Below are 24174 nucleotides of genomic sequence, written 5' to 3'. Positions count from 1 at the left end.
GCGGCCGCTGCCTCAGGCCTCCAGCGCGCGGGCGTCGATCAGTTCGGCGATGCGTTCCGGGGCGACCGCGCGGGAGTAGAGCCAGCCCTGCCCGGTGTCGCAGCCGATCCGCCGCAGCCGCTCCGCCTGGCCGGCCGTCTCCACGCACTCCGCGGTGACGGTCAGGCCGAGCCGGTGCGCGAGCTGGACCATGGCCTCGACGATCGTCTCGTCCGCGGGGCTGGGATGCGTGCCGTCCTCGTAGCGGAAACCGCGTACGAAGGCGCCGTCCAGCTTCAGCACGGAGACCGGCAGACGGCTCAGGTAGGCGAGGTTGGAATAGCCCGTCCCGAAGTCGTCGATGGCGATGCGGACGCCCATGTCGCTGAGGGCCTGGAGGGACTGGAGCGGGCGGCCCGCCGAACCCATCACCGCGGACTCGGTCAGCTCCAGCTGGAGCAGCGCCGGGTCAAGACCGGTCTCGGCGAGGATCTCCGCCACATCGGTGACCAGGTCGGAGTCCCAGACCTGCCGCACCGCGACGTTGACGCTGATGAACAGCGGCGGCTCGGCCGGGTGGTCGAGCTGCCAGCGCCGGGCCTGACGGCATGCCGCGCGGAGCACCCACCGGCCGAGCTGCACGATCGAGCCGTCCTCCTCGGCGATCGCGACGAACCGATTCGGCGAGAGCATGCCGAACTGCGGATGGTTCCAGCGGACCAGCGCCTCCACTCCGGTCACGACCCCGTCGGCCATGCCGACCAGCGGCTGGTACTCGATGGTGAACTCACCGCGTTCGACGGCCGGCCGGAGGGTGGACGAGAGGGCCTGGCGGGTCATCCGGTGGGCGTTGCGCTCCGGGTCGAAGAGGGTCCAGCGGGCCTTGCCGTCGGCCTTCGCCCAGTACAGCGTCGTGTCGGCGGCCTGCATGAGACCGGTGGCCGAGGTCCCCGCCACCGGCCGTTCCACCACGCCGATCGACGCCGAAACGGAGAGCCGCTGCCCGGCCAGTTCGAAGGGCTTCTGGAGGGCGGTGAGCACCGTGCGGGCGAGGTCGGTCAGCTGCTGGGTGCCGGTGGACTCCTCGACCAGGATCGCGAACTCGTCGCCGCCGAGGCGCGCCACCAGCGGGGTGCCGGTGGGGCGCGGAGCCTCCTGCTCGGCGCAGTCGGTGAGCCGGGCGGCGACGGCGGCGAGCAGCCGGTCGCCGATCCGGTGGCCCAGGGTGTCGTTGACGGCCTTGAAGCCGTCGAGGTCGAGGTAGACGAGCCCGATCCGGTCATGGCCGGGAAGGGCGCCGTCCTGGGGTGCGGGCGTCTCCAGGACGGCGGAGAGCCGCTCGAAGAACAGCATCCGGTTCGGCAGCCGGGTCACCGGGTCGTGCATCTGGAGATGGCGCAGCCGCTTCTGCAGCTCGCGCCGGTCGCTGACGTCCGCGACGGAAAGCAGCACCTGGCCGGGCGGGCGGTCCGCGCCGGCCGTGCCCAGGGCGCCGCCGGCGGCGTCCGCAGCCGTGGCGGGCATCGGCACGACGGTGATCTCGGCCCACAGCGAGCGTCCGTCGGGGTGCTTGAGCCTGCGGGTGCAGCGGAAGCGGGAGCGCCGGCCGTGCAGCACCTCGCGGTACGCGTGCCAGCTGCGGCCGTCCGCCGCGATGTCGACCAGATCGGATGCGGACTGCGCGGTGAGCGCCGGGGCGGCGATGCCGACCAGGGCGGACAGGGCCTCGTTCGCGGTGACGACCAGGCCCTCGTGGTCGACGACGGCCATCGGGAGTGTGGCGGCGAGGAAGGCGGCCCGGTAGTCGTGCGGCACGGAGACGGCTGCTCCGACGACGGGCCATGAACCGTCACAGTCGGTGATCGACGGTCGTGCGGAAGAGGGTGCTGTGCCTGCCGGGGGCCTCGGCCCATCGGAGGTTGCGCTCACCGTTCGCTCCCGCCATGCAGTTCTGTCCCGGACAGGTCTGGTCGGACTGGCCCGCCGCGTGGAGGCGCCGTTGTCAGAGGCGGAAACCGCGCAGGAAAGCGAGGTGAAGCATAGAGGTTGGCGGCTCGGCCGTTCCAGCGCCCCGACCGTTCCGGACCGCGCGCCCGCTGGGCATGGGCCATTCGCGCGCAGTTCCGGTTTGCCCATGACTGATCGTTTCCGTGCGGTTATGTTCTCTCCCGTTGCGATGGTGATCGAATGTGACTGTCCGTGAAAGCGGTGCATGGGGTGGCCACTGACCCGAGTGGGGCAGCCCAACAGGACGTACCGCCCCGAACCGGCACAGGGTGGTCGGGAGGGTGCTGAAGATCCGAGGCGTCCGCACCCCGCACCCGGAGGTAGATGTGCCGCGTCAGCTCGGACCCGGAGGAGTGGTGAGACCGAGTCCGCGCGCCATGGCCGCCGGACTGATCTCGCTCCTGGCGCTCGTCGCCACCTCACTCGTCGCGGGCCCCGCCGTGGCCGCCAACGGTGCCGCCGACGCCTGCGCACTGCCCCGGACCGAAGCCCATCACTCGCTGGGCCTGGACGAGTGGAACGGCGCCTACCCGCGCCCCGACCACCCGCTCGACGCGGTCATGGTCTTCCTCTCGTTCCCGGACGCCAGGCCCGACACCACCCCCGCCGAGCTCACCTCCGACTACTTCCCCGCCACCACCCGGTTCTTCCAGCGCGCCTCGTACGGAAAGTTCACCCTGCGCCCGCACCCGCAGCAGCGGTGGATCCAGATGCCCAAGCCGTCGGTCTGGTACGGCGTAAAGCGTGACTGGGCCAACGACCGGCGCAGCGCCTATCTGCACGACGCCATCGACGCGGCCGACCCGCACGTGGACTTCTCGAAGTACGACATCGTCTACCTCGTCGCCGACCCGGACGCCCCGGGCGTCGACTCGGACGCCACCAAGGTCGTCAACTTCGACCGGCCGATCCATGCCGACGGTACGGACATCAGGCGCGTCGTCACCGTTTTCGAACAGCACCCGCCGGACCACAACGTGCTGGCCCACGAGACCGGACACGTCTTCGACCTGGCCGACCTCTACCACCGGCCCTCGGACGGCAAGGGCGACTGGGACACCTATGTGGGCGACTGGGATGTGATGGGCAGCCAGTTCGGGCTGGCGCCCGATCTCTTCGGCTGGCACAAATGGAAGCTCGGCTGGCTGGACGACCGGCAGGTGACCTGCATCCAGAGCGACCGGATCGTCACCCTGGAACCGATGGCGGCCGTGCCCGTGCCCGGCGCGTCCATCGGGACCCGGCTCGCGGTGATCAGGACCGGCGAGGGCAGCGCCGTGGCGATCGAGGCCCGCAGCGCCACCGGCAACGACCGGTCGACCTGCGCCGAGGGGGTGCTGCTCTACCGGATCCGCAACGGGACCCCGTCGGGCGGCGGGCCGGTCGACGTCATCGACACCCACCCCGACACCGACTCCTGCTGGGAGCAGTCGGTCTACCCGCCGCTCGCGGACGCCCCGCTGCGGGTCGGCGAGACGTTCTCCATCCCGGGCGCACATGCCATGATCGAGGTCGCCGACCGGACCCCCTCGGGCGCCTGGACGGTCCGGATCACCACCGGGACGTAGGACGGCGGTCTCCGGGGCTCGGCGGCAGGACGACGGCAACGAAAAAGCCCCCTCGCTCTCGCGAGGGGGCTTTCTCCGTCTGTGCGCCGCCAGGGACTCGAACCCCGGACCCGCTGATTAAGAGTCAGCTGCTCTAACCAACTGAGCTAGCGGCGCCTGCTGACGTCGTAGACCTTAGCACCCTGATCGGCGGGAGGAAAAATCGAAATACGGGGCCCCGACGCGGGCACCGACCGGGCCACCCGCACACAGGCCCAGAGCAGTACGTCGGGCCCCGGCAGCCAGGGGCTACGGGTATCGGGGGCCACCACCCAGCGGGGGCCCGAACCGTTCGGTGCGCAGGTCAGGGGCGGCACGGTCACCGCGTCCCCGGTGCCGTGACAGAGCAGCGGGGGCACCTTCCGGTCGCCGTCGTCCTGCCCCGGTGAGCCCCGGCCGGCCCTGGACGACGGGCCGCCGCCCCACTCCTCCCAGTCCAGCAGCGAGGGCAGCCGCTGGGCCGTCCCGGGGGAGGCGAACAGCAGCATCCGGCCGCGGTGCGTGGCGACCGGTCCGGAGCCCGGACCGTCCGCCCAGAGGTGTTCGAGCATCCGGCGCCCGAAGAGCGTGGGCACGTTCACCACGTCGAAGGCCGAACCGCACGGCAGTACCCCGGGAGCGGACGGATGCGACTCCCACTGGGCCAGCGCGCTGCGCGGATACGCCGCGGCACCGGCCAGCCAGGCGGCGCCGGCCGCGGTGACCTGAGCCGTCTGGTTCCCGGCCTGCTCGCGCAGGGCGGCGAATACGTCGACGTCCCGGTCGTCCCGGTAGGGGCCGTCGCCGTGGTGCAGGGTCGTTTCGTCTGGCAGCCAAGCGGTCATATGCACAGGTCTACCGGGAGTGATCGACCGGATTCCCAGAGTTGTCGGAAATCAGGACAGCTCGGGGTGGCGAGGAGTATCTTGCCCCCAGGCATATGCCAGTGGTTCTACCCATGGTCAGCGTCGGCTCGGAGTGGAGCCGTCAGGGCCGGGGGGCGTTCAGCAGACTCCGGCCGAACTCGACCATCTTCTTCGCATAGTCCTCGGTCCACTCCGCCCGCTGTGCGATGTCCGCGGTGGTGAGCCGGTCGAACCGGCGCGGATCCGCCAGCTGCGCGGCCGCGACCGCCTGGAACTCGACCGCGCGGTCCGTCGCCGCGCGGAAGGCCAGCGCCAGCTCGGTCGAGCGGCTCAGCAGTTCCTTGGGATCCTCCATCGACTCCAGGTCGAAGAAGTGCTCAGGATCGGCGACCGCCGCCGACGGCTCGAAGAGCAGGGGTGCGGGGCGCAGCCGCTGCCGCTCGTTCCGCTCGGGTTGTGCCATGTGGTTGTTCCTCCTCCGGTGGGCCGACGGCCACCCTCTATTGTCCAACCCGCCGCAAGGGGGCCCCGGGGCGCGCTTCGAAAATCCCCGCTGCCCCCATGCGCCCCCGCCCTCAACGCCCCCATCGCACCCGGTGTTCCGCCAGATGTGCCAGCACCCGGTGATTCGCCTCCCAGCCGTCCGGGAACTTCACCGTGACGCCCAGCTGGACCGGCTCCGTCGACGGGTGCTCGTCCAGCAGCTCCGCGACGCCCGCGCGGCAGACCACGATGCAGGCGTGCCGGTGGCGTGAGGCCAGCACGCACAGCCGGCCCGTCTCCAGATGGAACGCCGTGGCGTCCGGCCGCCCGGACAGCGGGTGCAGCACCACCGTCACATCGAACTCGCGGCCCTGGAGCCGGTTCGCGGTGTCCACCGCCACGCCCGTCACCCCCAGCTCGTCGAGCGCCGCCCGCACCGCCGCCGCCTGGTCGCGGTGGGCCGTGCCCACCGCGATCCGGTCCGCCGTCACGGGGGCCGGGTCCGGGGAGCGCTCGCTGGTGGCCGCGCCACCCCGGTCGAGAAGCCGGCGCACCACCGTGGCCACCGCCCGGACCGCCTCCGGGTCCGTGCGCGGGGTGTGCCGGGCAGGAAGCTCCAGCAGACCCCAGCCGGACTCCGCGGCCTCGTCCAGCACCCGGTCCGCCGCCGACCCGTCGGACCCCACGCCGAACGACAGCAGCCGGTCCCCGTGGTCCGTACCGCTGCGGAACGGGGTGTACGGGTAGAACGCCTCCGAGACCAGCTGCGCGGCCGAGGCCGGCAGCCGCCACGAGACCGGCAGCCTGCGCTGCGGCAGCTCAGGATTGTGCGCCAGCAGCGTGGTGACCGCGCTCGCCGACGGGTCGTAGCTCAGCCCCGCCCACTGGTCGGCGCCCACGATCGAGAACGGGTCCAGCTGCCCCGGATCGCCCACGAACAGCGCCCGCTCGAAGAGCCCGGCGACGGCCAGCAGCGCGTCCGAACGCATCTGGTACGCCTCGTCGACGATCGCGTGCCCCCACGGCTCGACGTTCTTCACATGGGCCCACTTGGCGGCTGTCGAGATGACGATGTCCAGCCCGGCCAGATCCGCCGCCTTCGCCGACTTGCGTACGTTGGCCAGCCCGTCCAGCACCTTGTCGTACGGGTCGGAGTCGTTGCTGTGCAGCCGGCCGACCGGCAGCCCGGGATCCTTCTCCGCCAGCCGGACCACCAGGTCGTCGACCTGGGCGTTCGTCTGCGCGACGACCATCAGCGGGCGCCCGGCCGCCGCGAGTTCGAGCGCGGCGCGGACCACCAGGGTCGACTTGCCGGCGCCGGGCGGGGAGTCCACCACGATGCCGCGGGCCGTGCCGTTCAGCGTGTCGTCCAGGATCCGGGCGGTGGCCAGGCCCGCCGCCGCGCCCGGGTCGAATCCGTCGCTCACAGCACGTCCTCCGAGGTCACGGGGTCAGGGCTCTCGGCGGTCGCCGCGGTGGCGCCCGGCGGACCGCCGTGGGTCCACGGGGTCTCCTCCGCGTCCGGCAGCTTCGGGCCGCCGCGCTGATCGTGCTCGAAGAGCGTCCAGGCGATCCGGTCACCGGGCTCCGGCACCGAACCCGGGGCCGGCTCCTTGCCCCGGCCCATCCGGTCGGTGATCCGCAGCACCAGGGCGGGCGCCACGCCCTCCTCCTGCGGCCCGTGCCCGGCGAACTCGGCGGTCTGCGGCTTGCCGTCCAGCGAGCGGTAGACCTTGACCCGGTCGGCCAGCTGCGGCCGCTCGGCCGTGCGGACGGTGACCAGCGGGCGCGGCGAGGGACGCTTCGACTCGCTGTACGCCATCTCCACGCCGGTCACCTCACCGAGGAACGCCTCGCCCGCCAGCCGGCGGCCGGCCAGCACCAGCGGATCGTCCAGCGCCTCCTGGGCCTCCAGCTGCGCCTGGGCGGTCTCCCGCGAGGCGAGCTTGCGGGCCGCGGTCACCGCGTCGTCCCGGCGCGGCTGCGGTGGCTCCCCGGACCGCACCCGGTCGCGGTGGCCGGTGAACGACCAGCGGTCGCGGGTCCAGCGGTCTTCGGCCCTGGACGCCTCGGGCAGCTCCCGCAGCAGGTCCAGGCCCCGCCACACGGCGTCCCAGGTCGGCCGCAGCACGCCCGCCAGCAGCGCCCTCGTCTCCCGCTCGGCCGCGGTCAGCTCGGCGAGCCGGGCATCGGCCGCCAGACCGTCCTCGGCGGCGGCGAGCGAGGTGCGCGCCCGGTCGTACTTCTCGATCGCGGGGGCCAGCAGCCGGTTGTCGAAGTCCGGGTCGGTGGCCGGTCCCGCGGGTGGGCACAGCAGCTGCCCCTCGCGATCCCTGGCCAGCTCGGCGCGGAGCGCGGCCTCGGCCCCCGACGCGCCGGCCGGCGGGTCGATCCAGGCGAGCAGGGCGCCCAGATGCTGGTCCTCCAGGGTGGACTGGCCACTCGCCCAGTGCCGGTTCAGCAGATCGGTGCCGGCCAGCAGCAGCGCGGAGCCCGGCACCCGGGCACGCTCGCCGTAGTGCGTCAGCCAGCGGCCCAGCAGCGGCACCCGGGCGGGCGCCGGATACGGGGTGTCGGGGTCGTCCTCGGCGGTGCGCCGGAACCGCATGGAGCGGCCGAGCAGCCGGACGAACTCGATGCCCGCCCGGCTCGGCACGATCAGCTGCGCCGCGTCCGTGCACAGCTCGGTCTCGACCTTGACCTTCTTGCCGGTCGCCGGGTCCGTCTCGCTGCGCTCGGCGGGCTCGATCACATCGGCGTACGACTCGATGTGCGGCAGCACGGCCTCGGCCAGCTCGGCCAGGAACGAGAACCGCAGATCACGGTCGCGCGGCTGGGCCACGACCAGCAGCCGGGGCGCGTCCCGGTCGGTGCCGACGAGGGCGCCGAGCGGGGCACCGGCCTCGCCCGCGGTGGTGAGCGGCACCAGGACGAGCGGCCGGTCGGTGAGATGGCGGTGGCGGACCGTGGTCATCGGCTGCGCCCGGCCGCTCTCCACGGCCTCCAGCCTGGCCAGGGTGGTGATCAGCGACATGCGGCGCCGCCTTCCAGCGCCTCGGCGCGCAGGGCCGCCGCCCGGCGCAGGGCGGCGACCGTCGGATCCGCCGGGTCGCCCTCCTTGCCCGCGGCCGCTGCCAGTACCTCGCCGACCGTGGTCAGCCCGCCGAGCTCGCCCCGCACACTGCGGCCCAGCGCCTCCACGGCGCCGGCCGCGCGGGCCCTGCCCCGGCAGTGGAAGGCGAGCTCACAGGCGGCCAGGCACTCCGGCGCGTACGCCGCGCCGACCGACTCGACGGCGGCGTCCAGCTCCTCGGGGGAGCGCTCCGGGTCGAAGGTGGTGCCCTCGGGCAGGGCCGCCGCGATGTCCTCGATCCGGGTGAGCCTGGTCAGCTGGCGGCGGGTGACCGCGCGCTGCTTGCGCACGTCGACGACGGACGCGGCCGGCAGGTTGGAGAAGTCCTTGGGGCAGACCAGCAGCACCCGATGGCCGACCTCCGCCCCTTCGACGGCCCCGGCGATCCGCTCCAGCGCCAGTACGTACACCGCGGACTGGCGGGCGGCCGCGCCGACCTTCGCCGCGTCGGCGGAGCCGTCGATCATGGGGAAGGACTTGATCTCGACGACCGTCCAGGTGCCGTCGGGGTGGACCACCACCGCGTCCGGCTCCAGATAGGCGGGCGAACCCGCCACCTCCAGAGCCAGCATCGGGTGGTCCAGGAGTGCCCAGCCGCCCGCACCGGTCGCCTCCCGCAGGGCCAGCGCGGTGCGCGCGGCGCGGCCCTCGGGCCCTGCGGCGGTCAGATCCGGCACCGTGACGTCGTGCGGCGGTTCGCCGGGGCCGCCGAGCCGCTCGTGCAGCAGGCGCATCAGCTCCGTACCGCCGTCGGCCTTGACCTTGGCCTCGAAGGCGTTGCCCCGCATGAAGGCGAACTGGGACTGGCCGAACGGGGCCGGTGAACCGAGTGCGGTGGCCAGCGCGGACTTGTCGACGCCGGCCCCGTCGAGCAGGGCACGCCGCTTGCAGCCGGGGTTGGCGGCGAGCGCGGCCAGTGCGCGGGCGTCCAGCGGGCGGGGTGGAACGGCCGGGCCTCTCAGCTCAGCGAGCCGCTGCCGCAGTGTCACCGCCTGCGGCTCTTCCCGCGGAGGCGGGGACATCGGCCGGGGCAGGTGGACCGGCCGGTCCTGCGGCATCGGTGGGATCTGCGGAGGTGGTCCGCTGGCCGGGGATTCGCTCACCCGCGGAAGTCTTGCATCCGGCACTGACATCCGGGGACTTCGTGGCCGCGGTCACCCGTGCGAAGCGGGCCAGGGCCGCGTTCGTGACCTGGTTGGCCAGCCGCATCACGGGCCGGGCCAGCAGGGCGCCGAGCCCCATGACGGCCGCGCCGGCGACGGCGTCCAGGAAGTAGTGGTTGGCGGTACCCATCACCACGAAGGTGGTGATCAGCGGGTACGCGATACCGGCGGCCCGTACGAGCGGGTGGCGCCCGTGGCGCCACAGGAGTATGCCGCACCACAGCGCCCAGCCGACGTGCAGACTGGGCATCGCCGCGTACTGGTTGGTCATCCCGCCCATGCCGCGCGGGGCGCTCGCCTCGGTGCCCCACCAGCCGTACGAGCTGTACTGCGCCATCGTGTCGACGAAGCCGTGTCCGGCGGCCAGCAGCCGCGGCGGGCAGGTCGGCATCAGCGTGAAGCCGATCAGGCCGAGCATGGTGGAGGTCATCAGCCAGGTGCGGGCCCGGCGATAGGCCTCCGAGTGCCTCCGGAACATCCATATGAGGACGCCGGGGGTGACCAGGTAATGAAGCGAGGCGTACGCGAAGTCGGCGGGTATGCCTATGGAGGAGTGCGCGGTGAGCAGCCGGTTGAGCGGGTGCTCGAAGTTGATGTGGAGCGTCTGTTCCAGGTGCAGGAGGCGCAGCCCGTGGTCCACGGCCGCCGACACGTCCCCGCGCACCAGCAGTCTGCCGCCCGAGTACGCTGCGTACACCAGGGCGAGCAGCGGCAGCTCGGTCCACCAGCGGGGCCGGGGGCGCGGCTCGGGCGCGGTGGTGGCGTGCGGCATCCGGAAGTTCTCCATCACGTTTTCATGCGGCCGACGGCAGACGTTCAACCGTACGGTGCGGTTCGGCCGGGATTCCCCCGGGGTGCCCTTCGACACCCCCAGCTGCTCTGATGAGGCTGTGCTGAGAGGGACGCCGGTGCGGCCCTCCAGGTTGCCTCTCGGGCAGGTACGCGATGATGGAAATCCGGACGATCCGTTCCAACCGTTCACCTTTGATACGCCGGACGGTTACGTCCCCGTCGATGTCCAAGATCTCAGATCCACGCGTCGGAGATCTCAGTTTCAGGGAGAGCCGTCATATGGCACCGCGCATCCTGCTTGCCCGGCACGGACAGACGGAGTGGTCCGTCAAGGGCAATCACACCGGCAGGACGGACATCCCCCTGCTCGACACCGGGCGCGCGGGCGCCAAGCTGCTCGGCGAGCGGCTGCACCGCGGGCCGTGGGCGGACCTGCCCGGTCTGGAGGTCCGGACCAGTCCGCTCGTGCGGGCCGCGGAGACGTGCGAGCTCGCGGGGTTCGGCGACCGGGCCGAGCGGTGGGACGCGCTGATGGAGTGGGACTACGGGGCGTACGAGGGCATGACTCCGGCCGCGATCAAGGCGATCCGCCCGGACTGGTTCATCTGGCGTGACGGGGTGCCTGAGGGGGAGACGCTCGCCGAGCTGTCGGCCCGGGCCGACGAGATCGTCGAGTGGGCCCGCTCCGCCGACCGCGACGTCCTGGTATTCGCCCACGGTCACATCCTGCGGGCGCTGGGGGCACGGTGGCTGGGCGAACCCGTCTCGTTCGCGTCCCGCGTCCGTCTTGATCCGACGTCGCTGTCGGTCCTGGGGTGGGCGTACGGATCGCCGGCGGTGGAGCGCTGGAACGACACGGGCCACCTGGAGCGGTAGCCCCGGTGGCGTCGGCGCCCTCTGCGAGCCGGCGCCCTTCGCGGGCCCGGCCCCCTTCGCCCGTCCGGCCTGTCCGGCCCGCCTGGCCCGCCCAGCCGTCCGGCCCACCAGCCCGTCCGGCGTTTGGGGCCGGAACGCTGAACTCCTCGTTCCGGCAACCCAGCCCGTCCGGCGTTTGAGGACGGAACCCTGTATCCCGGTCCGGGGTGAGCCACCTCTGCCTTCAGCGCCGGACGGCCTGATTTGCCTGCCCAGGTCCGGGCGGAGGGTTCCGTCCTCAATCGCCGGACGGGCTGGTGGGGTCGGCCTGGGAGGGGGCGCCCCAGGTCCGGGCGGAGGGTTCCGTCCTCAATCGCCGGACGGGCTGGGGTTGGCCGGGCTGGAGGGCCGTGGAGGTGGCGCGGGACGGGCTGGGTTGGCCGGGGTGGAGGGCCGGGAGACGGCGCCGGGCGGCCCGGGCGGTAGGGCCCGGAGGGGACACCGGGGGCAGGGCCCGGAGATGGCGCCGGAGGCGGGTCCCCGGGGCCGGGGCGGGAGGGCTACGGCTTCGGGGGTGTCGTGCCGTGGCGGTCGAGGAAGTCCGTGATCTCGACCGACCCCCGCCCCCGCGGCCGCAGCACCGCCACCGCCCCCGCCAGCATCGCCCTGATCCGTGAGGACCGGACCTGGTCCAGCAGGTCCAGCACCTGGTGCCCCGTGGCCGCCGCCTCCTCCGCGAGGCCGGCCCGCGCCAGGTCCGTGGTCAGCTCGGCCCGGTACAGCGCCAGGTTCCGGGTGAAGTGCGGTTCCTGCAGCCGCGTCGCATGCCGCGCGTGCCGCGCCGCCCGGGACCAGTCACCCAGCGCCGACCAGCACTGCGCCTCCAGCATCTCCAGCTCCGCCTCCCGGAAGAAGCTCATCCACTCCGGGTCCGCCGCGGACGGCCCCCGCCCGAACGCGGTGTGCGCCCGGCCGAGCGCCCGCTCGCAGCCGGTACGGTCCCCGAGCCCCGCCCGGCCACCCGCCTCCCGCAGCGCGAGCAGCGCCATCAGCCGCGGTGAGCCGAGCGGTTGCGCGGCCCGCTGCCCCGCCTCCGCCGCCCGCACGGACTCGCGGGACCGCCCCGTGTCCCGGGCCAGGAACGACGCGTTGCAGAACGCGTGCGCCTCCAGCGCCCGGTCCCCGGCCACCCGTGCGGTGGCCAGCGCCTCCGCGTAGTGCGAGCGCGCGTCCTCGAACCGGCCCGAGTCATGGGCCAGCCAGCCCACCGAAATGGCCAGCTCACCGGCGCCGGAGTGCAGCCGGTCCGCGGTGGAGCGCCGGGCCGTGGTGCCGGCGTCGAGCAGCGCGTACGCCGCCCGCAGCGGCTGCGAGGCCCGCCGGTACAGGCCGTCGCCGCCGTGCCGGTCGTCCAGCAGACGGATCTGCCGCACCGCCTTCTCGACGGCGTTCACCTCGGCCTCGCCCACCCGGCGCTGCGCGGGCAGGGACACGGCGGTGGCTGTGCCACCGAGGCCGAGGCCCAGGGAGGCGGCCGCCACCGTGGTGGAGCCGCTCGTCATGAATACGCGACGCAGCACGTCGCACTCCTCGTCGGTGCCGCTGCCGAGCAGCGGGGAAGTAGGGGGCGCAGGGGCGTCCGCGGAGGACCGGGCACCCCGGCCGCGTACCGATTCGCGCGGCGAGAAGCCCAGGTCCGCCAGGTCCGACCCGGGGAACATGTGCAGGAAGACCCGCTCGTACGCGTAGTTCGGGCAGCGGATCTCGCCGGATTCCACCCGCCCGATGTAACGGGCGTCGCACGCGACCTGCTCGCCGATCTCGCGGGCGGACCTGCGTACCGCGGCAGCGAACTCCCCGGCGGAGCGCTGTCCGCGCAGCCGTCGGAAGGCGAGGTTGGGAACTGCCCGTGTCGACACCATGGCGGGGCCCTCTCTGGTGCGAGCCGGGCGCTGATTCCGGTGTCCGTGTCCCGGCGGAGCAAGAACGTACCTGCTGTGACAAGTCGCACACGCTGCGTTTACCAATAAAACAGACATCTTGCCCACGATCCGCCATGAACTGCCACCCTTTGCGGCGGTCCGGGGCCGTAGCCCTTGACGCGGTCGGCGCGTTGGTCCACATGGAGACGGAGTTCGGCTCCGCCCGGCGATGAGAGGAGAGGTCCCTTGTTGCATCTCGACATGGCGACCGACTCGCGGACGACCGCGACGACGAGCGTGACGACGAGCGTGACGACGAGCGTGACGACGGCGACGCCCGGTCCCATGGCGCCCGCCGGGGGGCCCGGCGCGCCGGACCCGCTTCCCGGCGCCGAACCCTGCGACCTGGTGACCGTCCCCGCCCGGCAGGGCCTGGAGGCCGTGGACATCCTGCGCCGCGGCACCGCCCAGGAGGCCGTCGGCCCGGTCCTCCACGACGGCCCCTGCGCCACCCTCGGCTTCCTGGTGCCGCCGGGCACCGCGGAGGCGTGGGACGTACCGGGCAGTGCGTGTACGCAGACGGACGGCCGCGGGCTGCGCATCCCCGCCGAGCCGCCCGTCTCCGGCAGCGGCTGGCTGCTGCCGCCCGAGGACGACGCCCCGGTCACCGACCCGGCCGTGCTGCGGGCCGCGCTCGACCAGGCCGCCCGGCTGATCGAGGCGGCCGACAACTGCCGCTGAGCTCATAATGGCCGGACGGCGGGCACCCCGGAACAGCCCGTCACGGCCGGTCCCGACCGGCCCCGGACACGATGAGCAGTGAGCAGGGACGAGAAGCAGTGGCACGTCGAGGAGCGGCCGGCGGCGCGGGCGACCGCAAGCAGCGCGCGGACCGCAGGACCGACCGCAAGACCTCCCGGCCGGGCGCCGGCCCCGGAGGGACCGGCAACGTCTCCGAGCCGGTGGACGGCGGTCTCGCCGAGCTGGTGCCCGACCGGGAGCGCAGGCGGGCCTGGACGCTGACCATCGACGGCGCACCGCAGTCGCACGTCGACCTGGACGACCCGGCGTACCTCGCCTTCGAGTACCAGCGCCGGATCGGCCACATCGCCGACCTCTGCGCCCCCGCCGGGCAACCCCTGCACGTCGTCCACCTGGGCGGCGGGGCCTTCACGCTCGCCCGCTACATCGCCGCGACCCGCCCCCGCTCCACCCAGCAGATCGTCGAGGTGGACGCCGCCCTCGTCCAGCTGGTGCGCCGGGAGCTGCCGTTGGACCCGCAGGCCAGGATCAGGGTCCGTGCCACCGACGCCCGCACCGGTCTCGGGAAGATCCAGGACGGCTGGGCGGACCTCGTCATCGCCGACGTCTTCAGCGGCGCCCGGACCCCCGCCCACCTCACCAGCACCGAGTTCCTCGCCGAGGTCCGCCGGGTCCTGAAGCCCGGCGGGAGCTACGCGGCCAACCTCGCAGACGGGCCCCCGCTGGCCCATCTGCGCGGCCAGATCGCCACCGCCGCCACCGTCTTCCCCGAGCTGGCGCTCGCCGCCGACCCGACCGTGTTCCGCGGCCGCCGCTTCGGCAACGCCGTGCTGCTCGCCTCGGACGTGGCGCCGAAGACCGCGGAGCTGACCCGCCGGGTGGCGACCGATCCGCACCCGGGGCGCGTCGAACACGGACGGGCGCTCGCCGACTTCACCGGCGGCGCGGCCGCGGTGCACGACGCGGACGCCCGGCCGTCACCGTCTCCGCCCGCCTCCGCCTTCGACTGACGGCCGGCCCACGGTCTGCACGAGGCCGAAAGGGCGGCACGGGTGTCGACCATCCGCCCGCGACAGCGCCTCTCAGGACTTCACGGTCTCCACCTGCGGCGGATGGTCGTTCCAGGTGCAGAACACCGAGACCGTCGTGCCGTCGTCCCGGGCGAAGTTCACCCGGATCCAGGTCGTGTTCGTCCAGACCCGCATCGACCACCCCGGCTCCGGGGTCGCCGACACCAGCTTCGCCCGGTCCGCGCCCAGCTCGAACGCGACCCGGCCGCCGTCGGTCGAGTAGCTCTTCACCGTGCCTGTGCCAGTGGCCTTGGGAGTGGCCCGGGGAGTGCCCGCCGGGGCGTGCGACCGCGCGGGGGAGGGGCTCACGGATGGTTTCGGGGTGGCACGGGGGGTGCTGCTGGGCGACGGGGACGGCCCCGGGCGGTGCGTCGAGGACGACAGCGCCTCCGAGGTGGCCCCGTTCCCCCGGGCGCTCGCGGAGATCGGCACGGCACGCGGCGGGTCGTACGCGGTCCCCGCCATCACGGTGTGCACGCCCCACCACGACAGCGTGACCGCCGCGCCTGTGGCGAGCGACCACGCGAGTGCGTGTACGGCTCCTCGTTGCATCCGGCACATCCTGCACCATGGGGGCCTGTCATTTCCTCCTACTGCCACCGGCCGGACTTGGACATGCCGGATGGCGTACGGTGCCGCCCATGCCAAGTGTGCTCGTGGTCGAGGACGACCAGTTCGTACGTTCCGCCCTCATCCGGCACCTCACCGAGGCCTCCCACACGGTACGGAGTGTCGGCACCGCGCTCGAAGCGCTGCGCGAGGTCGCCCACTTCCGGTTCGACGTGGTCATCCTCGATCTCGGGCTGCCCGATCTCGACGGGTCCGAGGCGCTGAAGATGCTGCGCGGGATCACCGACGTGCCCGTCATCATCGCGACCGCCCGCGACGACGAGAGCGAGATCGTCCGGCTGCTCAACGACGGCGCGGACGACTACCTCACCAAACCGTTCTCCGTGGAACACCTCTCCGCGCGGATGGCCGCCGTGCTGCGCCGCTCGCGCGCCGCGGAGGGCCGGGAGCCGTCACCGCGGGTGATCCAGGTCGGCGGGCTCTCCATAGACCCGCTGCGGCGCCGGGCCGAGCTCGACGGCACGGACCTCGACCTCACCCGGCGGGAGTTCGACCTGCTCACCTTCCTGGCCGGCCGGCCGGGCGTCGTCGTCCCGCGCAAGGAACTCCTCGCGGAGGTCTGGCAGCAGTCGTACGGAGACGATCAGACCATCGACGTCCATCTCTCCTGGCTCCGCCGGAAACTGGGCGAAACGGCCGCCCGGCCGCGCTATCTGCACACCCTGCGCGGCGTCGGCGTGAAACTGCAGCCGCCCGCCGCGCCGGAGCGGCCCGCATGAGATGGGCGCTGGTCAAGGTCTGCCTGGCCGTCACCGTGATGGTCGTGGTCGCCTTCGCCGTACCGCTCGGCCTCGTCGTCAAGGAGATGGCGCGCGACCGCGCCTTCTCCGACGCCGAACGGCAGGCCGCGACGATCGGCCCCACGCTCTCCATCACCAACGACCGCGCCGAACTGAACAAGGCCGTGCTCACCACCGAACCCGGGGCCGTCGGCCGGATGGCCGTCCACATCCCCGCCGCCGACGAGGCGGACCGCCCGGCGGTGGAGATCGGCAGCAGGCGTGCCACCCGCAAGGACGTGGAGACCGTACGGGAGTCGGGGCGCGCCTCCATCACCGAGGTGGCCGGCGGCTCCGCGCTGCTCCAGCCCACCGCGCTCGGCGCCGGGGGCACCGCCGTCGTCGAGGTGTTCGTGCCCGATGACGAGGTCTCCAACGGCGTCGCCACCGCATGGCTGATGCTGGCGGGCGTCGGCATCGCGCTGATCGTCGGCTCGGTCGCCGTGGCCGACCGGCTCGGCGTACGCATGGTGGAGCCCGCCCGCCGCCTCGCCGGGGCCGCGCACGACCTGGGGGAGGGGCGGCTCGGGACCCGGGTGCCGGAGGAGGGACCGACCGAACTGCACTCCGCGGCCGTCGCGTTCAACTCCATGGCCGACCAGGTCGTCCAGCTCCTCGCCAACGAACGGGAGCTGGCCGCCGACCTCTCGCACCGGCTGCGCACCCCGCTCACCGTCCTCCGGCTCAACGCGGCCTCGCTCGGCGAGGGCCCGGCAGCCGACCAGACCCGGGCGGCCGTCGAGCAGCTGGAGCGCGAAGTCGACACGATCATCAGGACCGCCCGGGAGCAGCGCCCGCAGACCCAGGGGCAGGGCGGCGGTCCGGGGGCCGGCTGCGACGCCTCCGAGGTGATCCGCGAACGCATGGCCTTCTGGTCGGCGCTGGCCGAGGACGAGGGCCGCGAGGTGCGCCTGGCGGGAGTGGACCGTACGGTTCGCATCCCGGTGGCCCGGCCCGAACTGGCCGCGGCTCTTGACGCGTTGCTCGGCAACGTCTTCCGGCACACCCCCGAGGGCACCGCCTTCGCCGTGGATGTGCACCACAGCGGCGACGCGGTGATCGTGCTGGTCTCGGACGCGGGCGGCGGCATCGCGGACCCCGCGGCGGCGCTGGCCCGCGGCGGCAGCGGTCGCGGCCGCAGCGGGCGGGGCGGTGCGAAGGACACGGTGGGCTCGACCGGTCTGGGTCTCGACATCGTGCGCCGGGTCGCGGAGTCCACCGGGGGCGATGTGCGGATCGGGCGCTCGGTGCTCGGCGGCACGGAGGTACGCATCTGGATCGGGCTCGGCGGGCAGCGGCCGAAGGGCCGCGGGCACCGGGTCGGACGGCAGCGGCGGGGAGTGACCCGCCGGACGGCGGGGACCCGGTTCCGCTCGGGGGCGGGCCCGAACCTTTAGCCCGGCCGATGCGCTCCTTAAGCCCACCCTAAGAACATCAACACGGGTCCCGTCTACGGCATTTGCCGGTTTCGCTGTCGCTAGCGTGCTCTCACATCCCCCACTTCCGTATGACGAGGCAGGAACGCGATGGGCACCAGCACGCACCGGCGCACGGCGAGCACCAGGACCAAGATGATCGGCGCGGTCGTCGCCGCGGCCGTGATCGGCGGGACGGTCTTCGCCCTCACCGGCACGGCCCAGGCATCGGCGGTCGGCGCCGCGTACACCAGGACCAGCGGCTGGACGGGCGGCTACACCGGGCAGTACGTCGTCACCAACGACACGGACCAGGCCAAGTCCGGCTGGACGCTGGAGTTCGACCTGCCGGCCGGCACCGAGCTGAGCTCCCTCTGGAACGGCGAGCACACCGTCGACGGCAGCCACGTCACCGTCAAGCCGTCGAGCTGGGACAAGGAACTGGCCCCCGGCAAGTCCGTCACCATCGGGTTCGTCACCAGCTCGGACGGCAAAACGGCCGATTCCGGCGCGGACGACAAGGCGACCGACCCCACCGGCTGCCTCATCGACGACGCCAAGTGCTCGGTCGACACCGGCGCCACACCGGAGCCCAGCGGCCGCCCCACCAAGACCGCGACCCCCACCCCCACCGGCTCGGCGACCCCCACCGACCCGCCGACCGGGACCGCGGCACCGGACCCCACACCGAAACCCACCAAGACCGACGCCGACACCGGCAGCGGCGGCACGGCGAGCGGAGCGGGCTTCGCCCCGTACGTCGACACCTCGCTCTACCCCGCCTTCGACCTGACCGGCACCGCCACGAAGAGCGGCGTCAAGGAGTTCAACCTCGCCTTCGTCACCTCCGGCGGCAGCTGTGCCCCGCTCTGGGGCGGTGTCACCGGCCTCGGTGACGACCAGGTCGCCTCCCAGATCGGCGACCTGCGCGCGGCGGGCGGCGACGTCCGGGTCTCCTTCGGCGGCGCGTCCGGCTCCGAGCTGGCACTGAACTGCACCTCGGCAGCCGACCTGGCCGCGGCCTACGGCAAGGTCGTGGACACGTACAAGCTGACCAAGGTCGACTTCGACATCGAGGGCGGCGCACTGCCCGACACCGCGGCCAACTCCCGCCGCTCCCAGGCCATCGCCGAGCTCCAGAAGTCCCACCCGGGCCTGGACGTCTCCTTCACCCTGCCGGTGATGCCCGAGGGCCTGACCCAGCCCGGTGTGGACCTGGTCGCCGACGCGAAGAAGAACGGCGTGGACGTCGGGGCCGTCAACATCATGGCGATGGACTACGGCCCCTCGTACAGCGGCGACATGGGCGAGTACGCGATCCAGGCGGCCACGGCCACCCAGGCCCAGATCAAGGGCGTCCTCGGGCTCTCCGACGCGGACGCGTGGAAGGCCGTCGCGGTCACCCCGATGATCGGCGTGAACGACGTCAGCACCGAGATCTTCAAGGTCGAGGACGCCGCGGAGCTGGTGAAGTTCGCCCAGGAGAAGGGCCTCGGCTGGCTCGCGATGTGGTCGGGCACGCGGGACAAGGAGTGCGAGGGCGGCGCGAAGCCGACCGCGGACGCGTCGTGCAGCTCGATCGCCCAGGAGCCGCTTGCCTTCACGAAGGCGTTCGGCGCCTACAAGTAGCCACCACCCCCCGCGCACCCCGGCCGGCCCCCACTCCCCCCACATCCGGCCGGGGTGCGCCCCTTTTTTTGTGTCCTCACTCGCCGGACAGGCTTGATTTTCCCCCGCATCCCCGCACTCCTCAGCCTGACCGGACACCGTTTCAGCCCGTCCGGCGATTGAGGACAAGGCGCGCAGCCGGAGCCCGCCGGCCCCGCGTTACCCCGCCGCCCGGTTCACCGCCGACAGCACCGCTCCCACCGCCGCCGCGACACCCGACGCGTCCTGCCCCGCCCCCCAGCACACCGTCTCGCCCACCCGGCACTCCGCATACGCGGACACCGCCCCGGCCCCGGGCGCCGCCCCGGCCGCTCCGTGCTCCGCGTAGTCGAGGACCGCCACCTCCACCCCCGCGGCGGCCAGCGCGTGCGTGAACGCGGACACCGTGCCGCTGCCCGTGCCCTCGTAGTCGCCCTCGCGCCCGTCCACCCGCAGCGTGCACACGAACCGGTGGCCACCGGCCGGATCACGCTCTGTCGACCAGGACGTCAGAGCGATCGTCCCGTCCCGCCCGGGGACCAGATACGTCGACTCGAACAGCTCCCACAGATCCTTCGGCGTGGCCTCCAGACCGCTGTCATCGGTCGCGTTCTGCACCGTGCGGGAGAACTCCGCCCGCATCCGGGCGGGCAGGTCCACCCCGTGGCCGCTGCGCAGCAGATGCGCGATGCCGCCCTTGCCCGACTGGCTGTTGACCCGGATCACGGCCTCGTACGTACGCCCCACGTCCGCCGGGTCGATCGGCAGATACGGCACCGACCACGCCTCGGACCCGCTGCTCGCGCGGTGGGCGAAGCCCTTGCTGATCGCGTCCTGATGGGTGCCCGAGAACGCGGTGTACACCAGGTCGCCGCCGTACGGATGGCGGGGCGGCACCGGCAGCCGGTTGCAGTGCTCGACGGTGCGGCGGATCTCGTCGATATCAGAGAAGTCGATCATCGGGTCGATCCCCTGGGCGTGCAGATTGAGGGCCAGGTTGACCAGGTCGACGTTGCCGGTGCGCTCCCCGTTGCCGAACAGGCAGCCCTCCACCCGCTGCGCCCCCGCCAGCACGGCGAGCTCCGCGCACGCCACCCCCGTACCGCGGTCGTTGTGCGGGTGGACGGAGAGGATCACCGCATCGCGGCGCTCCAGGTGGCGGTGCATGTACTCGATCTGGTCCGCGTAGACGTTCGGCGTCGCGATCTCCACGGTGGCCGGCAGGTTGTGGATCACCGGCCGGTCCGGCGAGGCGTCCCAGAGCTCGGTGAGGCTGTTGCAGATCTCCAGGACGAAGTCCGGCTCGGTGAGGATGAAGACCTCGGGCGAGAACTCGAACCGGATGTCGGCCCCGGGCCTGGCCCGCGCCAGCCGCTCCATCTGCCGCGCGGCGTCCAGCACCACGCCGTGCACCTCGGCCCGGTCGCGTCCCAGTACGACGTCCCGCCAGGCGGGCGCGGTCGGGATGTAGAGGTGGACGACCGCCCGGTCCATGCCCGCGACGGACTCGAAGGTCCGCTCGATCAGATCCGCCCTGGCCGGGGTGAAGACGACCGGCGTGACATCGTCCGGCACGGCCCCGCTCTCCACCAGATGCCGGACGAAGTCGAAGTCGGTCCGGCTCGCGGACGGGTAGCCGACCTCGATCTCCTTGAAGCCCATCGCGACGAGCAGATCGAACATCCTGCGCTTGCGCGGGGTGTCCATCGGCTCGGCCAGCGCCTGGTTGCCGTCCCGCAGATCGACGGGCACCCAGAGTGGGGCCCGCTCGAATCGGGCCTGCGGCCAGGCGCGTCCGGTCAGCGGGATGTCGACGCGGTCGAAGGCGGAACGGTAGCGGTGGGACGGCATCGAGCTGGAACGCTGCGGGTTCCAACGGGGCGCGGCCCCGGGTACGGGCCCGCGCGGCGTGCAGATCGTGGGGAAGCTGTGCATCGGTGACAGACGGTCGGACATGAACGCGGTCTCTTCTCGCATCGCCGGATGCGACCGGCACAGCACGGCACCCCGCGGCGGGGTGCCGATCGCTTCAGGCCCCGCCGCGGCAGCCGAGAAGAAGGAGACCGCGGTACGTCATGATCGGTACAGTAGCCAGAAAACAACTCCTCAGACAACCTGACAGGTGAACCCCGTGTCCTCGCTCGGCCCTCTCCGCCCCAGCCCTCTGGTCGAACAGGCCACGAGCCATCTGCGCGCCCAGATCACCGAGGGGCACTGGTCGGTCGGCACGAAGATCCCCGGCGAGACCACCCTCGCGAAGACGCTGGGCGTGGGCCGCTCCACGGTGCGCGAGGCGGTGCGCACGCTTGCCACGCTCGGCCTCCTCCAGTCCCGCCAGGGCGCCGGCGTCTTCGTCATCGCCGACCATGAGGCGGAGGAGTGGCCGGTCCGGCTGCGACGGGCCGCGGTCGCCGATGTCTACGAGGTGCGCATGCTGATCGAGGTCCAGGCGGCCCGGCTGGCCGCCGGGCGCCGCACCGACGAGGACCTGGTCGTGCTGGACGCGGCACTCACGGCGCGGCGGACGGCGGGTGCCGGGGCCGACGGCGCGTTCGTGGACGCGGACATCGCCCTGCACCGGGCTGTGGTGACGGCCGCCCACAACCCCGTACTCACCGATCTCTTCGGCGAGTTCGCCCCCGCGCTGCGGCAGGCGCTCATCGACCTGGTCGAACTGCTCGGCCTGCGCCGCGAGGACCCGCACCACGGTGACGCGGCGCACCAGGCGCTGATCACGGCGGTCGTGGCGGGCGACGCGGAGTCGGCGGCCCGGGCCGCCCAGGCGGAGCTCGAACAGACCCTGGCCCATCTCCGTAAGGCCTGACCCCGGCGCCCAGGGATTCAGACGGCTCCGGGCGACGGCGCGGGCACGGGCACGGGCCGAGGGCGCGGCCGCTTCAGTGCCGTGGCCGACGGCAGGGAGGAACCGGGACCCCGGGTCGCCGTGGCCGGGCGGCAGGGCGGAACCGGGATCCCCGGTCGCCGTGGCCGGGCGGCAGGGCAGGACCGGGACCCATGGTCTCTCGGTCCCCTGACACACGGACGGGGATCGGATCGGATCAGCTCCGGCCGGATCGGGCCGGACCAGGTCGGGCTGGCTCGGGCCGGCTCGGGCTCCGGCATCTGCCCGCCGCATGCGCCCCAGTCATGATCCCGACCGCCGCCTTCGGGGAAAGAACACGGGAGCGCTCCCCGACACCCCCGCAGCGCGGTCTCCTGTTCACCTTCCGGCGGACGGGGCGGGGGGAATCGGGGGCGACCGGGGGTGTTTCGGATGGCCGGAGGAAATCCCGCGAGATCATCGAGGCGTGCCGGCCCCGGCACCACAAATGGCCCCCAACAGGCCCGTCACCTGCGGTAATTCGGGAATGATGGATTCCGCATCCCCTGTCCACACGCTTTGGCAAGCCTTTGGCCGGACACGGTCTCGTGACTTGCAGGACACGCTCGCGCAACGGAAGCGTCTTCAACTCTTGACACCCACCCCTCCCAGGCAGGAACCTTCCGACATCGACGCATGGGAGCGCTCCCACATTGCATGAGGATTTCTCGTGCGAACGGCACTGCCCGTGTCCTCCCCCCCAGAACCACCCGGCACCCGCACCCACCAGCGCGTATGCCACGCAGTCAGAACGCCAGTCCCACCCTGGAACAAGGAGTAGTGGAATGCGTATCACCCGCACCGTCGCCGGCCGAAGCCGCAAAGCCGCGGTTCTGGTCACCACGGGCCTGACAGCCTCGGCCCTGATGCTGACCGGCTGCAGCAGCGACTCGGACTCATCGGACACGAGTTCCGATGCGAACGGGAAGATCACGCTGACCGTCGCCGACTACGGGCAGTTCGGCTACAAGGAAGCCGGTCTCTTCGCCAAGTACCACGAGCTGCACCCGAACATCACGGTCAAGGAAGACACCACCGCCGAAGAGAAGAACTACTACCCCAAGCTGCTCCAGCAGCTGACCTCGGGCAGTGGACTGGCGGACGTCCAGGGCGTCGAGGTCGGCCGGATCAAGGAGGTCGTCGACACCAAGGCGGACCAGTTCGCCGACCTCAGCAAGGTGATCGACGTCGACAACTGGGTGTCCTGGAAGGAGAAGCAGGCCACCACCAAGGACGGCAAGGTGATCGGCGCGGGCACCGACATCGGGCCGATGTCGCTCTGTTACAACACCGAGCTCTTCAAGAAGGCCGGCCTGCCGACCGACCGCAAGGAAGTCGCGGCGAAGTTCGCCGGCGGCTGGGAGGACTACCTCAAGCTCGGTGAGGAGTACCAGAAGAACGCCCCGGCGAAGACCTACTTCATGGACTCCGCGAGCGCGATGTTCAACGCCGTGGTCAGCTCGAACCCGAAGCAGTACTACGACGAGTCCGGCAAGCCGATCTACAAGGACAGCCCCGGCGTCAAGCAGGGCTGGAACCTCGCCGCAGAGGCCGCTGACAAGAAGCTGACCCAGGGCCTCGCCCAGTTCGGCGACCCGTGGAAGGCCGCTCTGCGCAAGAGCACCATGGCCACCGTGGTCTGCCCCGCCTGGATGGCCGCCCAGATCTCGGACGCCGCCGGTGAGGGCAACAAGGGCAAGTGGGACATCACCACCGCCCCCGGTGAGACCGCCTCCAACTGGGGCGGCTCCTTCCTCGGCGTCCCGACGGCGGGCAAGCACATCAAGGAGGCCGGTGAGCTCGTCAAGTGGCTGACCGCCCCCGAGCAGCAGGCCGCCGTCTTCAAGGCGACCGGTCTCTTCCCGTCCAACAAGGGCGCGTACGACCTGGCCGACGTGAAGACCGGCAAGCTTCCGTACTTCAACGACGCGCCGATCGGTGAGATCTACGCCGACGAGGCCAAGTCCATCCCCGAGACGGTTATCGGTCCGAAGGACGCTGATATCAAGGACGCCATCTCCACCCAGATCAACAACATGGAGCAGCGCGGAACCAGCCCTGACAAGGCCTGGGACACGGCGGTCGACAAGATCGACAAGGTGATCGGCTGACGGTCGCAGCGGCGGGCGGCCCCAGGGCCGCCCGCGCCTGCGTGTCCCCATCCCGCGCCGGGGCGGCCCGTCTCCCGGTGGGCTTCCGTGGGG

At 72.5% G+C, this 24174-nt stretch carries 19 protein-coding genes and 1 tRNA gene; 9 read left to right on the top strand and 11 right to left on the bottom strand.

Annotated features, from left to right (window positions below; genetic code table 11):
• Nucleotides 1-12 precede the first annotated feature (12 nt).
• The gene (locus tag ACFVW8_RS16390; RefSeq protein WP_389690382.1) at nt 13-1908 is read right to left on the bottom strand and encodes a putative bifunctional diguanylate cyclase/phosphodiesterase; all 1896 of its coding nucleotides are present in this window, start codon (nt 1906-1908) and stop codon (nt 13-15) included.
• 431 nt (nt 1909-2339) lie between these two features.
• On the opposite strand from ACFVW8_RS16390, the gene ACFVW8_RS16385 reads away from it, so the two are divergent.
• Nucleotides 2340-3554, top strand: coding sequence for a M6 family metalloprotease domain-containing protein (locus ACFVW8_RS16385; protein WP_389690429.1), 1215 nt, complete (start codon nt 2340-2342; stop codon nt 3552-3554).
• Between the two features lie 82 nt (nt 3555-3636).
• On the opposite strand, the gene ACFVW8_RS16380 is transcribed toward ACFVW8_RS16385, so the two are convergent.
• The 7 genes from ACFVW8_RS16380 to ACFVW8_RS16350 all read right to left on the bottom strand — a co-directional run bounded on the left by ACFVW8_RS16380 (nt 3637) and on the right by ACFVW8_RS16350 (nt 9989).
• Nucleotides 3637-3710, bottom strand: a tRNA-Lys gene (locus ACFVW8_RS16380).
• A complete protein-coding gene (locus ACFVW8_RS16375; RefSeq protein WP_389690380.1) occupies nt 3701-4417 on the bottom strand; it encodes a bifunctional DNA primase/polymerase in 717 nt (238 codons plus the stop codon). Before ACFVW8_RS16375 ends, ACFVW8_RS16380 begins: the two co-directional genes overlap by 10 nt.
• A gap of 142 nt (nt 4418-4559) precedes the next feature.
• Nucleotides 4560-4901: a hypothetical protein gene (locus tag ACFVW8_RS16370; RefSeq protein WP_389690378.1), complete on the bottom strand. Its 342-nt coding sequence runs from the start codon at nt 4899-4901 to the stop codon at nt 4560-4562.
• Between the two features lie 112 nt (nt 4902-5013).
• Complete coding sequence (locus ACFVW8_RS16365; protein ID WP_389690376.1) at nt 5014-6348, bottom strand: AAA domain-containing protein; 1335 nt, start codon at nt 6346-6348, stop codon at nt 5014-5016.
• Nucleotides 6345-7955: a hypothetical protein gene (locus ACFVW8_RS16360; RefSeq protein ID WP_389690374.1), complete on the bottom strand. Its 1611-nt coding sequence runs from the start codon at nt 7953-7955 to the stop codon at nt 6345-6347. Before ACFVW8_RS16360 ends, ACFVW8_RS16365 begins: the two co-directional genes overlap by 4 nt.
• Complete coding sequence (locus ACFVW8_RS16355) at nt 7946-9112, bottom strand: hypothetical protein (RefSeq protein WP_389690372.1); 1167 nt, start codon at nt 9110-9112, stop codon at nt 7946-7948. The genes ACFVW8_RS16360 and ACFVW8_RS16355 overlap by 10 nt, the downstream gene beginning before the upstream one ends.
• Nucleotides 9018-9989 (bottom strand): phosphatase PAP2 family protein, encoded by a 972-nt coding sequence (locus ACFVW8_RS16350; RefSeq protein WP_389690427.1) that lies wholly within the window; start codon nt 9987-9989, stop codon nt 9018-9020. Before ACFVW8_RS16350 ends, ACFVW8_RS16355 begins: the two co-directional genes overlap by 95 nt.
• Before the next feature lie 299 nt (nt 9990-10288).
• Between ACFVW8_RS16350 and ACFVW8_RS16345 the strand changes: the two genes are divergently transcribed.
• Complete coding sequence (locus tag ACFVW8_RS16345) at nt 10289-10885, top strand: histidine phosphatase family protein (RefSeq protein WP_389690370.1); 597 nt, start codon at nt 10289-10291, stop codon at nt 10883-10885.
• Between the two features lie 539 nt (nt 10886-11424).
• Here ACFVW8_RS16345 and ACFVW8_RS16340 read toward each other — a convergent pair.
• Nucleotides 11425-12786, bottom strand: a complete 1362-nt coding sequence (locus ACFVW8_RS16340; protein WP_389690368.1) for a tetratricopeptide repeat protein — start codon at nt 12784-12786, stop codon at nt 11425-11427.
• Between the two features lie 246 nt (nt 12787-13032).
• Here ACFVW8_RS16340 and ACFVW8_RS16335 point away from each other — a divergent pair, with 246 nt between their 5' ends.
• Nucleotides 13033-13527 (top strand): hypothetical protein, encoded by a 495-nt coding sequence (locus ACFVW8_RS16335; RefSeq protein ID WP_389690366.1) that lies wholly within the window; start codon nt 13033-13035, stop codon nt 13525-13527.
• Between the two features lie 98 nt (nt 13528-13625).
• Nucleotides 13626-14558 carry a spermidine synthase gene (locus ACFVW8_RS16330; protein WP_389690364.1) on the top strand — a complete coding sequence of 311 codons (933 nt, stop codon included), beginning with the start codon at nt 13626-13628 and terminating at the stop codon, nt 14556-14558.
• A gap of 72 nt (nt 14559-14630) precedes the next feature.
• On the opposite strand, the gene ACFVW8_RS16325 is transcribed toward ACFVW8_RS16330, so the two are convergent.
• Nucleotides 14631-15170 carry a hypothetical protein gene (locus tag ACFVW8_RS16325; protein ID WP_389690362.1) on the bottom strand — a complete coding sequence of 180 codons (540 nt, stop codon included), beginning with the start codon at nt 15168-15170 and terminating at the stop codon, nt 14631-14633.
• Nucleotides 15171-15259: 89 nt separating this feature from the next.
• Between ACFVW8_RS16325 and ACFVW8_RS16320 the strand changes: the two genes are divergently transcribed.
• The 3 genes from ACFVW8_RS16320 (at nt 15260) to ACFVW8_RS16310 (ending at nt 19071) form a co-directional block, all read left to right on the top strand.
• Complete coding sequence (locus ACFVW8_RS16320) at nt 15260-15967, top strand: response regulator transcription factor (RefSeq protein WP_389690360.1); 708 nt, start codon at nt 15260-15262, stop codon at nt 15965-15967.
• On the top strand, nt 15964-17424 hold the full coding sequence (locus ACFVW8_RS16315) for an ATP-binding protein (protein WP_389690358.1): 1461 nt from the start codon (nt 15964-15966) through the stop codon (nt 17422-17424). The genes ACFVW8_RS16320 and ACFVW8_RS16315 overlap by 4 nt, the downstream gene beginning before the upstream one ends.
• A gap of 129 nt (nt 17425-17553) precedes the next feature.
• Complete coding sequence (locus tag ACFVW8_RS16310; protein WP_389690356.1) at nt 17554-19071, top strand: cellulose binding domain-containing protein; 1518 nt, start codon at nt 17554-17556, stop codon at nt 19069-19071.
• A gap of 198 nt (nt 19072-19269) precedes the next feature.
• Here the strand turns inward: ACFVW8_RS16310 and leuA are convergent, their stop codons facing one another.
• Complete coding sequence (leuA, locus tag ACFVW8_RS16305) at nt 19270-21066, bottom strand: 2-isopropylmalate synthase (protein WP_389690354.1); 1797 nt, start codon at nt 21064-21066, stop codon at nt 19270-19272.
• Between the two features lie 145 nt (nt 21067-21211).
• Here leuA and ACFVW8_RS16300 point away from each other — a divergent pair, with 145 nt between their 5' ends.
• Both ACFVW8_RS16300 and ACFVW8_RS16295 read left to right on the top strand, forming a co-directional pair.
• Entirely contained in the window at nt 21212-21913 is a 702-nt protein-coding gene (locus ACFVW8_RS16300) for a FadR/GntR family transcriptional regulator (RefSeq protein ID WP_389690352.1), read from the top strand.
• Between the two features lie 842 nt (nt 21914-22755).
• Nucleotides 22756-24081, top strand: a complete 1326-nt coding sequence (locus tag ACFVW8_RS16295; protein WP_389690350.1) for an ABC transporter substrate-binding protein — start codon at nt 22756-22758, stop codon at nt 24079-24081.
• Nucleotides 24082-24174: the final 93 nt, after the last annotated feature.

Origin of the sequence: Streptomyces sp. NPDC058221, assembly GCF_042882365.1 — a bacterium.
GTDB lineage: Bacteria > Actinomycetota > Actinomycetes > Streptomycetales > Streptomycetaceae > Streptomyces.
This window is presented reverse-complemented; position numbering and strand designations above follow the sequence as displayed.

Coding starts and splice junctions, on each gene's coding strand:
- ACFVW8_RS16375 (WP_389690380.1), bottom strand. CDS start 4,417: ATGACCGCTTGGCTGCCAGACGAAACGACCCTGCACCACGGCGACGGC.
- ACFVW8_RS16370 (WP_389690378.1), bottom strand. CDS start 4,901: ATGGCACAACCCGAGCGGAACGAGCGGCAGCGGCTGCGCCCCGCACCC.
- ACFVW8_RS16360 (WP_389690374.1), bottom strand. CDS start 7,955: ATGTCGCTGATCACCACCCTGGCCAGGCTGGAGGCCGTGGAGAGCGGC.
- ACFVW8_RS16355 (WP_389690372.1), bottom strand. CDS start 9,112: ATGCCGCAGGACCGGCCGGTCCACCTGCCCCGGCCGATGTCCCCGCCT.
- ACFVW8_RS16350 (WP_389690427.1), bottom strand. CDS start 9,989: ATGCCGCACGCCACCACCGCGCCCGAGCCGCGCCCCCGGCCCCGCTGG.
- ACFVW8_RS16345 (WP_389690370.1), top strand. CDS start 10,289: ATGGCACCGCGCATCCTGCTTGCCCGGCACGGACAGACGGAGTGGTCC.
- ACFVW8_RS16340 (WP_389690368.1), bottom strand. CDS start 12,786: ATGGTGTCGACACGGGCAGTTCCCAACCTCGCCTTCCGACGGCTGCGC.
- ACFVW8_RS16325 (WP_389690362.1), bottom strand. CDS start 15,170: ATGCAACGAGGAGCCGTACACGCACTCGCGTGGTCGCTCGCCACAGGC.
- ACFVW8_RS16320 (WP_389690360.1), top strand. CDS start 15,260: ATGCCAAGTGTGCTCGTGGTCGAGGACGACCAGTTCGTACGTTCCGCC.
- ACFVW8_RS16315 (WP_389690358.1), top strand. CDS start 15,964: ATGAGATGGGCGCTGGTCAAGGTCTGCCTGGCCGTCACCGTGATGGTC.
- ACFVW8_RS16310 (WP_389690356.1), top strand. CDS start 17,554: ATGGGCACCAGCACGCACCGGCGCACGGCGAGCACCAGGACCAAGATG.
- leuA (WP_389690354.1), bottom strand. CDS start 21,066: ATGCGAGAAGAGACCGCGTTCATGTCCGACCGTCTGTCACCGATGCAC.
- ACFVW8_RS16295 (WP_389690350.1), top strand. CDS start 22,756: ATGCGTATCACCCGCACCGTCGCCGGCCGAAGCCGCAAAGCCGCGGTT.